Here is a 12,025-nt window from a genome sequence, read left to right on the forward strand (position 1 = left end):
TTCTGCCAGGAGCTCCGTTGTCCATTCAGACGATCACCCATGTCGAGTACCACTGCGCGGACGCCGCGCAGACCGCCGCCGACTTCCGGGCCGGTTTCGGCTTCCTGCCCGACGCCCGGCAGCCCGACCGGGTCGCGGGCGAGCACCGCATCCACGTCCAGCAGGGCACCATCCGGTTCCGGCTCACCTCCGCCGACGCGGCCGACCACCCGGTGGCCCGCTGGGTCGACCGCCACGGCGACGGCGTGGCCGTGCTGGCGCTCGGCTGCACCGACCCGCAGGCCGCGCTGGAGCGGGCCGAACGCCACGGCGCCGTGGTGCTGGACCGGGCCGGCGGCCTGATCGCCGGCTTCGGCGACACCGCGCTGCGCTTCGTCCCGCTCGACCACACGCCCGCCGAGCCGGGCGAGCTGCTGGACGCGCTCGACCACGTCGCCGTCTGCGTCCCGGCCGGTCAACTCGCCGACACCGTACGGTTCTGCGAGGCCGCGCTCGGCTTCCAGCGGATCTTCGGCGAGTACATCGAGGTCGGCCAGCAGGCGATGGACTCCAGCGTGGTGCAGAGCGCCTCCGGGGACGTCACCTTCACCCTGATCGAGCCGGACACCAGCCGCCGGGCCGGACAGATCGACCGCTTCATCGCCGACCACGACGGCGCGGGCGTCCAGCACCTGGCGTTCAGTACCGGCGACATCGCCACCGCCGTCCGGACCGCCAAGGCCCGCGGCGTGCAGTTCCTCTCCACCCCCTCCACCTACTACGACGGCCTGGCCGAGCGCCTGGGCGGCACCGCGATCCCGGTCGGGACGCTGCGTGAGCTGGACGTGCTGGTGGACCAGGACCACGGCGGCCAGCTGTTCCAGATCTTCGCCCGCTCCACCCACCCCCGGCGGACCTTCTTCCTCGAGGTGATCGAGCGCCAGGGCGCGGGCACCTTCGGCACCGCCAACATCAAGGCCCTCTACGAGGCCGTCGAGCGCCAGCGCGCCACCGCCTCCGTCTGACCCCGAACTCCGCACCCCGACTCCGCACTCCGAGGAGGAGCACCCCATGACCACCGCAACCGAGTTCGTCCTGACCGAGGCCGAGCGCGCCCTGCTGCCCACGCCCGAGGAGATCGCCGGCTACCGCGAGCACGGCTGGTACCTCTCCCACCGCCTGTTCACCGACGAGGAGTTGGACACCCTCCAGGCGGCCACCGAGAAGTACTACGAGGGCCACCGCGACCGCACCCTCGCGGTCCGGCCGCCCAACCTGGCCGCCTGGGACCCGTCCCAGGGAGCGGTCCAGCGGCACAACGACTACGTCCACTACGAGAGCGACGCGATCGCCGCGATCCTGCAGAAGCCGCTGGTCGGCGCGGTGGCCGCGCTGCTGGCCGGCACCGAGGAGATCCGGGTCTTCCAGTCCACCCTGATCTTCAAGCCGCCGGTGCCCGAGGAGCCCTCCAACCAGGTGCCGTGGCACTTCGACAAGCACTACTGGCACACCTCCTCCTCCGAGCGGATGCTGACCGCCTTCATCCCCTTCCACGACTGCGGGGAGAAGAACGGCACCATCACCATGGTCGACGGCAGCAACCGCTGGGAGGAGCTCCCCTCCGGCGAGGACTCCACCCGGCACTTCGCCCACCGCGACCGCTCCGAGCTGGAGTCGATCCTCACCGCCAACGCGCACCACAACGGCGAGGAGGTGCGCAAGGTGCCGGTGGTGATCCCGCGCGGGCACGTCAGCTTCCACCACTGCCGCACCTACCACGGCAGCGGTGCCAACCTGGCCGACACCCCGCGCCGGGCGATCTCGCTGCACCTCCAGGACGGCGCCAACGAGTACCGCCACGCCACCCGCCCCGACGGCAGCGCGGCCTCGTACAACCACGACGCGGTGGTCCGCCGCACCGCCGACGGCCGGCCGGACTACGCGGACCCGGAGATCTGCCCGGTCATCTGGCGGGGAGCCCTGTGACCAGCCCGTCGGAGGCTGCTAACTCCCTTGCCCCTGACCTGGGTTCGGCCGCCGGGCGGTACCGGATGCTGCGGCTGATCCGCGGCTTCGAGGAGCTCGCGCTCGACCTGGTCCGGGCCGGGGAGATCCTCGGCGGCATCCACCCGTACATCGGGCAGGAGGCCGTGGCGGTCGGCGTCTGCGCCGCGCTGCGCCCGCAGGACCGGATCACGTCCACCCACCGGGGCCACGGCCACGTGCTGGCCAAGGGCGTGGACCCGGCCCGGCTGCTGGCCGAACTGACCGGCCGGGAGGGCGGGTTGAACCGGGGGCGGGGCGGTTCGATGCACGCCGCCGACTTCTCGCTCGGCATCCTGGGCGCCAACGGCATGGTCGGCGCGGGCGGCGCGATCGCCACCGGCGCCGCCTGGTCCGCCGTGCAGGCCGGCCAGGACCGGGTCGCCGTGGCGTTCTTCGGCGACGGCGCGCTCAACCAGGGCGTCCTGCTGGAGTCGTTCAACCTGGCCGCGATGTGGCGGCTGCCGGTGCTGTTCGTCTGCGAGAACAACGGGTACGCCACCACCCTGCCGGCCGGCACCGCGGTGGCGGGCAGCGCCACCGGCCGGGCCGCGGCCTTCGGCATCCCGGCCGTCGAGGTCGACGGGATGGACACCGAGGCCGTCCTGGCCGCCACCGCCGAAGCCGTCGCCCGGGCCCGCAGCGGCGGCGGCCCCGGCTTCCTGGAGTGCCACACCTACCGCTTCGAGGGGCACCACACCATGGAGCGGCTGATGAAGCTGAGCTACCGCACCGACGACGAGATCGCCGAGCGGCGCGGACACGACCCGCTGCCGCGCGCCGCCGCCCTGCTGCCCGCCGGCCTGGCCGCCGAGCTGGACGCCTCGGTCGCCGAACAGCTGGCCGCCGCCAAGCGGTTCGCCCTCGAATCCGAACACCCAGCCCCGGAGGGCGCCTTGGAGTACCTCTACGCCGACGGCCTGCGCCCGCGAGCGGGGTCGACGGCATGAGGCTCTCCTACACCAAGGCGCTCAACCGGGCGCTCACCGACGCCCTCGCGGAGGACCCGGCGGTCTGCGTCTTCGGCGAGGACATCGGGGCCGGCCTGGCCGGACCCACCCTGAACCTGCTGGACCGCTTCGGCCCCGGCCGGATCGTCGACACCCCGCTCTCCGAGCAGGCCTTCACCTCGATGGCGATCGGCGCGGCACTGACCGGGCGGCGGCCGGTGATCGAGTTCCAGATCCCCTCGCTGCTGTTCCTGGTCTTCGAGCAACTCGTCAACCAGGCACACAAGTTCTCCCTGATGACCGGAGGTCAGGCGAGCGTGCCGCTGACCTGCCTGGTACCGGGCTCCGGCTCCCGGGACGGCTGGGCCGGACAACACTCCGACCACCCCTACAGCCTGTTCGCCCACGCCGGGATGAAGACCGTCGTACCCGCCACCCCCACCGACGCCTACGGACTGCTCCGCTCGGCGATTGCCGACCCGGACCCGGTGGTGGTGTTCGCCCCGGCCGCCGCGCTGGCGGTGCGCGAGACCGTCACCTGGGAGCTGGCGCCGATCCCGCTCGGCTCGGCCCGGATCCACCGCGAGGGCACCGACGTCACCGTGGTCGCCGTCGGCCACCTGGTGCACGACGCCCTGGCCGTCGCCGAGGAGCTCGCGCCGGAGATCTCGGTCGAGGTGTTCGACCCGCGCACCCTGTACCCCTTCGACTGGGACGCGCTCGGCGCCTCGCTGGAGAAGACCGGCCGCCTGGTCGTCATCGACGACTCCAACCGCAGCTGTGGCATCGGCGCCGAGGTCCTCGCCACCGCCGCCGAGGAGATGCGCCTGACCGCCCCGCCCCGGCGGATCACCCGGCCGGACGGCACCGTACTGCCGTTCGCCCCGGGGCTCGACCGCGCCCTGCAACCCCACCGCGACCAACTGCGCACCGCCCTGCGCGCCGTCGTGAAGTGACCTTCTGCCCGGCGCCTGCGCGCAACCCGTCCACCGGAGGTTCGGCATGTCCGACAACAGCTACCCGCCCTGGCCCGGCGTGAGCACCGGCGGGGCCCCGCCCCTGCTCAGCCCGGATCTGCACGCCGCACTGGCGTCCGCTCCCGACGACCGGATCATCTACGACCTGGCCGGGATCGCCGGGCAGTACGCCCAGCTCTGCGAGGAACTGCCGGGCGTGGCCGTCCGGTTCGCCATGAAGGCCTGCCCGGTGGACCGGGTGCTGGCCCAGCTGGCCGCGCAGGGAGCGGGCTTCGACGCGGCCAGCCCGAACGAGATCGCCCAGGCCGTCCGCACCGGCGTACCGGTCGACCGGATCCACTTCGGCAACACCGTGAAGTCGGACCGCAGCATCGCCGAGGCGTACCGGCTGGGCGTCCGGGACTTCGCCACCGACAGCCTGGAGGACGTCGCGGCGATCGCCGCCCACGCCCCCGGCTCCCGGGTGTTCTGCCGGCTGGCGACCAGCGGGGCGGGGGCGCTCTGGGGGCTCAGCCGGAAGTTCGGCTGCTCGGACGCCGACGCGGTCCAGGTGCTGGAGGCGGCCCGCGCGGCCGGCCTGGTCCCCTCCGGCCTGTCCGTGCACGTCGGTTCGCAGCAGATGACCACCGAGGCCTGGCAGGGGGCGTTCGAGCGGATCGGCGCGGTGCTGGAGACGCTCCGCCGGCGCGGCCTGGTGCTGGACCACGTCAACCTCGGCGGCGGGCTGCCCGCGCTCGGCTACGTCGACCGCCGGGGCATCGCGCTCGACCCGCCGCTGGACAAGATGTTCGCCGTGATCCGCGAGGGCATGCAGCGGCTGCGCGAACTCGCCGGGCCGGAGCTCGGCTTCGTCCTGGAGCCGGGCCGCCACCTGGTGGCCGACCACGGCGCGATCCGGGCGCACGTGTCCCGGCTCACCTCCCGGGAGCAGCTCGACGGCGAGCGCCAGTACTGGCTCTACCTGAGCTGCGGGAAGTTCAACGGCCTGTACGAGATGGACGAGTTGCAGTACCGGCTGGTCTTCCCGACCCACCCGGAGCCGGAGTACGTCCCGGCCGTGGTGGCGGGCCCCACCTGTGACAGCGACGACGCCTACGTGGACGAGCACAGCCGGGTCCGGGTGCCCCGGGCGGTCGCCTCCGGCGATCCGGTCTGGATCCTCTCCAGCGGTGCCTACGCCACCAGTTACCTGACCCAGGGCTTCAACGGCTTCGACCCGCTGCCGTGCACCTGGACCGGCGGCGGTGGGAGGATCGGTGGTGATCACGACATCCCGGAGGAGTCCACATGAGCGGTACGGCAACTGACGTGACGACGGCCCAGGCGACCCCTCGGCGGGTCTACATCGACAAGCAGCATCCCGAGCCCTTCCGCGCCATGCGCGCCGCCGCCGACACGGTCCGGGCCGCGGCGGTCGCGGCCGGCCTGGAGCTGCGGCTGGTGGAGCTGGTCAACCTCCGGGTCTCCCAGCTGAACGGCTGCGCCTACTGCCTGGACGTGCACACCAGGGCCGCGCTCAAGGAGGGCGAGACCACCCAGCGCCTCGGCGTGCTGCCGGCCTGGCGCGACACCCGGCTGTTCACCGCGCCGGAGCGGGCCGCGCTCGCGCTGGCCGAGGCGACCACCCTGCCGGCCGACGCGGCCCTCCAGGAGGGCGCCTACCGCGAGGCCCGCGCCGTGCTGACGGAGGAGCAGATCTCGGCGGTGATCTGGGTGGCCGTCAGCATCAACGCCTTCAACCGGGTCTCCATCCTCAGCAAGCACCCGGTGCTCCCGGCCCGCTGACCCGGCGGGCCGGGTCAGCGGCGGGCGGACGGCGGCGGTCCCGGCCCCCGTCGAGGGGGCCGGGACCGCTGTCAGGTCCGACGGGGCGTCAGCAGGTGATGCTGCCCTTGCGGATCGCGTGCCCGCTGGTGTTGGAGTCGTCCGACCAGTACACCGGCTTGGAGCCGCCGACGCACTCGCTCGCGCCCGCCACCGCGAAGCCCTCGTTGTTGATGTTGGCCATGCCGCTCGGCCGGTTGTAGACGGCCGCGACGGCGAAGGCGCCGGAGGCGTTCACGGTGAAGGTGCGGTGCTGGCCGCTGCAGGTGTCGTCGCAGACCACCCAGAGGCGGCTCGCCTGCGGCTCCCACTCCAGGTCCATCACGCCGCTCATGCCGGAGCTGATGGTGGCCACCTTGGTGAAGGCGCCGGAGTCCTGGAGCACGTAGCCGTAGACCGAGCCGTTGCCCTCCAGGCCGACGAAGAAGACGCCGCCGGTGTGGGCGCCGTAGCCGGCCGGGTCGTAGGCCGCGCCGGTGGAGGCGTCCTTGAAGCCGGCCGCGGTCAGGGCCGAGTCCGGCACCCAGGTGACCGCTTCCAGACCGGCGTTGGAGCCGGACGACGGCAGGTCGGAGGTCAGGTTCCACTCCTTGGTGGCGGTCAGCGAGGAGGAGCTGCCGGAGACGTCGTAGCGCAGCACCGAGAGGCGGCTGGTGCCGGAGGCGTCGCCGTTGCGCTCGCTGGAGACGAAGACGCCGCCCGCCGCGCCGGCCGAGGTGAGGGTGACGCCCTCGGCGTCCGGGGCGCCGGAGCCGTTGGTGAAGCGCAGGGTCTTGCCGGAGGTCCAGCCGTTGGCGGTGTCGGGCTTCCAGCCGCCGGAGCCGTTGGGCACCAGGCGCCAGAGCTTGCCGGAGTTCTGGGCGCCCCAGAGCACGCCGCTGCCCTCGAGGGCGAGGCCGCTGAGGTCGGAGCCGAAGACGTTGGAGGCGTCGGCGGTGGCGACGGTGCTGCTGCCGGGCCAGGCCACCGGGGTGGTGGAGCCGCCGCCGGTGCCGCAGGCGTTGGCCGAACCGAGCGTCACCGCAGCCGACTTGAACGCGCCGGTGCCGTCGGCGCAGCGCGACCAGGACGGGGCGGAGTGGCTGGTCCAGGTGTAGCTGTCGACCAGGGTCGAGCCGCCCGGCAGGTAGAGCCGGGCCTTGTCGCTGGAGCCGAGGCCGAAGGAGCCGGAGATGTCGAAGGCCCGGAACGCGCCGGCGGCCAGCGTGGTGCCGGAGCCGATCGTGAACGAGCTGCTGCTGTCGTCCTTGAGGACCCAGCCGGAGATGTCGACCGACGCGGTGCCCTTGTTGTAGAGCTCGATCGAGTCGTTGACGCTGCCGGTGGTCACCACCTCGTTGATCCGGATGTCGTCGGCCGGGGCCGCCTGGGCGGGGGTGACGGTCAGGACGCCGGCCACCAGGGCGGTGGCGGCGGCGAGCGAGGGGGCGATGCTGCGGCGCCAGCGGCCGGCGAGCGAAGCGGTCACGGTTGTCCATCCTGGGGGAGGCGGTTGCGCGGGGCGGGCATGACAGTGCTCGCTTCGGCCGAATGGGCCCCCACCAACAGGTGGTTGATCCGTGAACGGTGGCCGAACCGTCCGTGGTCCCACCCTTCCCGCGCCCCCGTCCGCGACCGGGTCGCCTGCGGGACGCGACCCGTCCACCGGGGTAGCCCTGGGTGTTCATCCGGCTACCTTCCGTGTGACGCTCCACACAGTGATGATTCGAGCACGGTGTGCAAGACTCGCCTCGTCGGGCCACAAGCCTTCGATTCCTAGGGAGTACACCGCAATGCGCACCCGCATCGCAGCTATTGCTGTCGGCATGACCACCCTTCTCGCCGTACCTGCCACCGCCTCCGCCGCCTCCTCCGTTACCCCCGGAGTGACCGCCGGTCCGGTCACCTGCGCCGCCGACCCCTCGGCCGCGGGCTCGCCGTGCGTCTGGCACGAGCGGGACGCCGCCGGTCTGGCCGGTCTGGCCCGGCTCACGCCGACCGCCGCCCAGCCGGTGCTGGCGAAGGTCGAGCTCAGGACCCAACGCGCCTGGGGCAGCCCGTGGCTGACGGTGGCTTCGACCACCGCCGTGCGCTCCGGCCCGGCCGTGCTCACCACCCCGAAGGTGGTCACCGGCGAACTGAGCATCGTCTGCGTCACCACCGCACCGGTCCGGGCCCCGGAGCAGCAGACCACCGTCTGCACCCACCCCTCGGCCTGACCGGGCGGCGGCGCGTCCGGCGCTCCTTCGTACCGTCGGACGCGCCGTCAGCCCCGACTGCAGGAGCGGTCGTTGGCCGGATACGGACCCTCGGTTACAGTGCCCGGGCCCGGACGTCCGGCAGAACAACAGGAGACCGCCCATGAAGTTTCGGACCCACGTCGAGCCCCCCGAGCCCATGCGGGGCCTGGAAGTGCCGCCCGAGGTGGTGGCAGCGCTCGGCGGGGGCGCGCGTCCGCCGGTGACGATCACGGTCAACGGGCACTCCTGGACCAGCCGGGTCGCCATCCTGCGCGGCCGCCATCTGCTCGGCCTCAGCAACGCCAACCGGCAGGCCGCAGGTGTCGCGATCGGCGACGAGGTGGAGGTCGAGCTGGAGCTCGACACCGAGCCGCGCGTCGTCGTCGAGCCGCCGGACTTCGCCGCAGCCCTGGACGAGGACCCCGTCGCCCGCGCCGCGTACGACGACCTCTCCCACAGCCGAAAGCGCGAGCACGTACACGCCGTCGAGAGCGCCAAGAAGCCCGAGACGCGCCGACGGCGGATCGAGAAGGCCGTCGCCACCCTGCGGGGCTGACAGCCTGCACTCCCGTGCGGCTGCCGTGCAGGACCCTGCCCGGCAGCCGCACGGCGGTGGTTCAGCAGCCGGTGTCGGCGATCACGTAGGAGCCGGCCGAGGTCTCCTTGAGGGTGTGGGTGACGAAGAGGTTGTACAGGCCCATGTTCTGCTCGGAGCCGTTGGCGTAGGTGTAGCCGCCGCTCTGGTGCGCACGGCCGGCCGCGACCTGGTGGTAGTTGTCGGTGGTGTAGCACTTGGGCACCGAGCCGGTGGTGGTCGCGGTGACCGGGCCGGAGGCGGTGCCGGAGGCCCCGGCGGAGTCCACGGCGGCGACGGTGTAGCTGTAGGAGGTCCCGCCGGCCAGGCCGGTGTCGGTGTAGGAGGTGCCGGTGGTCGAGCCGACCCTGGTGCCGCCGCGGTAGACGCCGTACGAGGCCGCCCCGGTGACGGCGGACCAGCTGAGCGAGGCGGTGCTGCCGGTGGTGCCGCTGACGGTCAGGCCTGCGGGAGCGGGCAGCGCGGCGCCGCCGTCACCGTCGCCCGGGCCGTCGAGGCCCCAGAACGCGGCGGTGTAGTACGTGGAGCAGATCGTGTCGAGGTAGTAGCTTCCGGTCGATCCGCACTGCCCGGTGCCGGAGCCCGGGTCGACGGCCAGCCCGTGCGCCATGCCGGAGATCGAGTACAGCTCGACGGCGGGCCTGCCGCCGGCGTCGTCGTAGCTGCTGAGGGTGGTGCCGCCGGTGAGGGAGCGGGTGCTGGAGGCGGTCTGCGAGAGGCCCCAGACATCGGTCCACTGGTCCCGCAGCTCGGTCCCGTTGACCGGCTTGACCGTGGTGTCGGCGCTGCCCTGCCAGATCGCGACCCGCGGGTACGGGCCGCTGTAACCGGGGTACGAGTTGCGCACCTTGGCGCCCCACTGAGCCGGCGTCAGGCCCTGGCTGCTGTTCTGGCAGCCGGACGCGGCGGCCTGCGCGGTCGCGCACTGGGCGGGCAGGCCGGAGGCGATCGATCCCCCGGCGAACACGTCGGGGTAGTCCGCCAGCAGGTTCGCCGCCTGGCCGCCGCCGGCCGACAGGCCGGTGATGAAGATCCGCGAGGTGTCGCTGCCGTACTGGGCCACCGCCTTGTCGATCATCTGCTTCACCGACAGCGCCTCGCCCTTGCCGCGGGTGCTCTGCGCCGGGTCGAACCAGCGGAAGCAACTGAGCGAGTTGTTGGTCGAGTTGGTCTGCGGGTACACCACCGCGAAGCCGTAGCTGTCGGCGAACTGCGCCCAGCCGGAGTGGCTGTGGTAGTCGGAGGCGCTCTGCACGCACCCGTGCATGGCGATCACCAGCGGCGCTCCGGCGGCCAGCCCGGCCGGGGCGTACTCGTACATCGCGAGGTTGCCCGGGTTCGAGCCGAAGCCCGTCACCTGGGTGAGACCGGCGGCGGCGGCCGGCGGCGCGGCGGCGGTGAGCAGTCCGGCGGCGAGCGCGAGGGCGCCGGTCGCGGCCGTGGCCCAGCGGCGGAGCCGCGGTCCGAGGCCGGAGGGCGTGGTCGAGTGTGCCAAGGCGGGCTCCTGGGTGGGGGAAGGAGAACTGACCGAGAGCCGCGCCACGCCCCGGCACCGCGGTGGGGCGGGGGCTCGGGCCGGGAGTCGCGGCGCGCTGTGCCGTGAATCATGCGACCGGACCCGGCGGTCGGTAATGTCCCTGAAGTCCACCCTTCGCGCCGCCCTCGTGTGGCCCTCTGCCATGGGCCCTGCCCTCCCTGCCGTCCCGACCGACAGCCGGCCGTGGCGGTGTCGGCGCCCAATGGCAGACTGCCGATCATGTCCCTCGCCGACCTCACCCTCGAACACTGGCGGTCGTCCGACCTCGCCACCGCCCGCCGCCTCGCCCAGCAGGCGGCCGACCTGGTCGGCGGCCGCGTGGTCGCCGTCGACGCCGTCGAGCACCTGGGCGGCCCGCTGCACCGGGTCCGGATCGAGCGGGACGCCCAGGAGTTCGCGCTGGTACCGGGTGGCCGGGTGACGCTCGGGTTCGACCTCGACGCCTGGCAGCCGACGGCCGCTCAGACGGCCGACTACCAGGAGAGCCTGGAGCAGGGCTTCGGGTTCGGCCCCGATCTCCGGTCCCACCTGGCCCTGGTGCTCAGTCCGCGCCGGCAGGTCACCCTGGCGACGGTGCTGATGGCGGTGGAGGACGAGGACCTGACCGAGCCGGCCACCGACATGCCGGCCCTGCTCGCGGCCCGCGGTCTGCGGATGCCCAGCTCCGACGAGTGGGAGCACGCCTGCGGCGCCGGCGCGACCACCCTGTTCCGCTGGGGCAACGACCTTCCCCCGGACCGGGACCCCTACAACTTCCCCGACGGCCCGCACCACCGGCCGAACGCGCTGGGCCTGCGCATCGCGTACGACACCTACCGGACCGAACTGACCAGCAGCGTCACCGCAGTGCACGGCGGCGACGGCGGCGAATCGGCCTGCGGCGGCTACGGCCGGCTGCTGGGCTGGCTCCCCCTGGCCACGGCCAACCAGCACCCCTTCCTCGCCACCGAGTTCGTCCACGGCCCGGACGGCGAGGACATGTACGAGGAGTTCTCCACCCGCCCGGTCCTCACCCTCTGATCCCCCGTTCCGGTCCCCGGGCCGGACCGGCGATGCTCTGATGGTGCCTGGGGAAACCGGTCGCACACGGGGGGCAGTCATGACAGCACAGACCATCGTCGGTCTGGTGGGGATCGTCGTCCTGACGGGCGTGGTGGTCGCCATCGTCGCCGTCTGGCGGACGGGCACGCCCTTCCCCGAACTCACCGGCCCCGGGCCCGTCCCACTGAACGGGCCGAACTGCACCAGCTGCGGCCACAGCGAGCACCGCGGCGGCTGCGGCGAGCGGACGTCGGCCTCGGGGGACATCTACGACGGTGGCGGCGACTGGGTCGGGTACCGCAACGAGACGTTCTGCGGCTGCAGCACGTACCGCAGCGAACCGTGGCCGCCCTGCACCGTCTGCGGCCACGGTCGCAGCGAGCACTACCAGCTCCTCAAGTGCCGGCACCCCACCAACGGCTACCGCAGCGACCGGCCCTGCCCCTGCGGCGGCTACAGCGCCGAGCCCGGGCCGCCCCCGTCGTACTACCAGGACGCGCTGCGCGCGCAGAACCGCCGCTGCCCCATCCCCGCCGACCAGCGGGCCGACGGGAAGCTGCTCTGCATGTCCTGCTGGGTGCAGCGCCGCTGCCAGTACGACCGGCCGTGACCAGCCCGGCGGGCCGCCGGGCCCGCCGACAGGGCGTCAGCCCTCATCAGCGGCCCTCGACTCGGCTGCCCGGACCGTGCCGACCTCCTCCTCGATCCGCGCCGCCCGCTCCCCAGCCGCTCGCTCTCCGCAGGTCGTTCGCGGGCCCGAACCGACAGCGGCGGCGGACGGCGCTGGGGCGGGACGGCGGGAAGCTGCCCCGTACGGGGCTCGGGAAGGTCGCGCACGGGCTGCCGTTCTGCGAGTTCTG

Annotated in this window: 12 protein-coding genes; 10 read left to right on the forward strand and 2 right to left on the reverse strand. The window is 73.2% G+C overall.

Translation table 11 applies throughout. From position 1 onward, the window contains the following. Nucleotides 1-17 precede the first annotated feature (17 nt). From hppD to ABT118_RS23390, 6 genes are read left to right on the forward strand one after another with little or no spacing between them, the layout of a single operon-like run. Complete coding sequence (gene hppD / locus ABT118_RS23365; protein WP_350672151.1) at nt 18-1,004, forward strand: 4-hydroxyphenylpyruvate dioxygenase; 987 nt, start codon at nt 18-20, stop codon at nt 1,002-1,004. Between the two features lie 46 nt (nt 1,005-1,050). Then, nucleotides 1,051-1,965, forward strand: coding sequence for a phytanoyl-CoA dioxygenase family protein (locus ABT118_RS23370; RefSeq protein WP_350672154.1), 915 nt, complete (start codon nt 1,051-1,053; stop codon nt 1,963-1,965). Further along, the gene (locus ABT118_RS23375; RefSeq protein WP_350672156.1) at nt 1,962-2,972 is read left to right on the forward strand and encodes a thiamine pyrophosphate-dependent dehydrogenase E1 component subunit alpha; all 1,011 of its coding nucleotides are present in this window, start codon (nt 1,962-1,964) and stop codon (nt 2,970-2,972) included. The genes ABT118_RS23370 and ABT118_RS23375 overlap by 4 nt, the downstream gene beginning before the upstream one ends. Continuing rightward, nucleotides 2,969-3,928 (forward strand): alpha-ketoacid dehydrogenase subunit beta, encoded by a 960-nt coding sequence (locus ABT118_RS23380; protein ID WP_350672159.1) that lies wholly within the window; start codon nt 2,969-2,971, stop codon nt 3,926-3,928. The genes ABT118_RS23375 and ABT118_RS23380 overlap by 4 nt, the downstream gene beginning before the upstream one ends. 46 nt (nt 3,929-3,974) lie before the next feature. Continuing rightward, complete coding sequence (locus tag ABT118_RS23385; RefSeq protein WP_350672162.1) at nt 3,975-5,240, forward strand: type III PLP-dependent enzyme; 1,266 nt, start codon at nt 3,975-3,977, stop codon at nt 5,238-5,240. Next, complete coding sequence (locus ABT118_RS23390) at nt 5,237-5,734, forward strand: carboxymuconolactone decarboxylase family protein (RefSeq protein ID WP_350672164.1); 498 nt, start codon at nt 5,237-5,239, stop codon at nt 5,732-5,734. Before ABT118_RS23385 ends, ABT118_RS23390 begins: the two co-directional genes overlap by 4 nt. A gap of 88 nt (nt 5,735-5,822) precedes the next feature. Here the strand turns inward: ABT118_RS23390 and ABT118_RS23395 are convergent, their stop codons facing one another. After that, the gene (locus ABT118_RS23395; protein ID WP_350672167.1) at nt 5,823-7,241 is read right to left on the reverse strand and encodes a lamin tail domain-containing protein; all 1,419 of its coding nucleotides are present in this window, start codon (nt 7,239-7,241) and stop codon (nt 5,823-5,825) included. Between the two features lie 337 nt (nt 7,242-7,578). On the opposite strand from ABT118_RS23395, the gene ABT118_RS23400 reads away from it, so the two are divergent. Next, nucleotides 7,579-7,971 (forward strand): hypothetical protein, encoded by a 393-nt coding sequence (locus ABT118_RS23400; protein ID WP_350672168.1) that lies wholly within the window; start codon nt 7,579-7,581, stop codon nt 7,969-7,971. A gap of 142 nt (nt 7,972-8,113) precedes the next feature. Continuing rightward, complete coding sequence (locus ABT118_RS23405; protein WP_350672171.1) at nt 8,114-8,548, forward strand: YdeI/OmpD-associated family protein; 435 nt, start codon at nt 8,114-8,116, stop codon at nt 8,546-8,548. Between the two features lie 61 nt (nt 8,549-8,609). Here ABT118_RS23405 and ABT118_RS23410 read toward each other — a convergent pair whose 3' ends face one another. After that, the gene (locus ABT118_RS23410) at nt 8,610-10,082 is read right to left on the reverse strand and encodes an extracellular catalytic domain type 1 short-chain-length polyhydroxyalkanoate depolymerase (protein WP_502884642.1); all 1,473 of its coding nucleotides are present in this window, start codon (nt 10,080-10,082) and stop codon (nt 8,610-8,612) included. A gap of 261 nt (nt 10,083-10,343) precedes the next feature. Between ABT118_RS23410 and ABT118_RS23415 the strand changes: the two genes are divergently transcribed. Next, nucleotides 10,344-11,144: a hypothetical protein gene (locus ABT118_RS23415; RefSeq protein ID WP_350672173.1), complete on the forward strand. Its 801-nt coding sequence runs from the start codon at nt 10,344-10,346 to the stop codon at nt 11,142-11,144. Nucleotides 11,145-11,223: 79 nt separating this feature from the next. Beyond that, nucleotides 11,224-11,775 carry a hypothetical protein gene (locus ABT118_RS23420; protein ID WP_350672175.1) on the forward strand — a complete coding sequence of 184 codons (552 nt, stop codon included), beginning with the start codon at nt 11,224-11,226 and terminating at the stop codon, nt 11,773-11,775. Nucleotides 11,776-12,025: the final 250 nt, after the last annotated feature.

It is taken from the genome of Kitasatospora sp. NPDC002040, assembly GCF_040296785.1.
Classification (GTDB): domain Bacteria; phylum Actinomycetota; class Actinomycetes; order Streptomycetales; family Streptomycetaceae; genus Kitasatospora.

Coding starts and splice junctions, on each gene's coding strand:
- ABT118_RS23370 (WP_350672154.1), top strand. CDS start 1,051: ATGACCACCGCAACCGAGTTCGTCCTGACCGAGGCCGAGCGCGCCCTG.
- ABT118_RS23380 (WP_350672159.1), top strand. CDS start 2,969: ATGAGGCTCTCCTACACCAAGGCGCTCAACCGGGCGCTCACCGACGCC.
- ABT118_RS23385 (WP_350672162.1), top strand. CDS start 3,975: ATGTCCGACAACAGCTACCCGCCCTGGCCCGGCGTGAGCACCGGCGGG.
- ABT118_RS23390 (WP_350672164.1), top strand. CDS start 5,237: ATGAGCGGTACGGCAACTGACGTGACGACGGCCCAGGCGACCCCTCGG.
- ABT118_RS23400 (WP_350672168.1), top strand. CDS start 7,579: ATGACCACCCTTCTCGCCGTACCTGCCACCGCCTCCGCCGCCTCCTCC.
- ABT118_RS23405 (WP_350672171.1), top strand. CDS start 8,114: ATGAAGTTTCGGACCCACGTCGAGCCCCCCGAGCCCATGCGGGGCCTG.
- ABT118_RS23415 (WP_350672173.1), top strand. CDS start 10,344: ATGTCCCTCGCCGACCTCACCCTCGAACACTGGCGGTCGTCCGACCTC.
- ABT118_RS23420 (WP_350672175.1), top strand. CDS start 11,224: ATGACAGCACAGACCATCGTCGGTCTGGTGGGGATCGTCGTCCTGACG.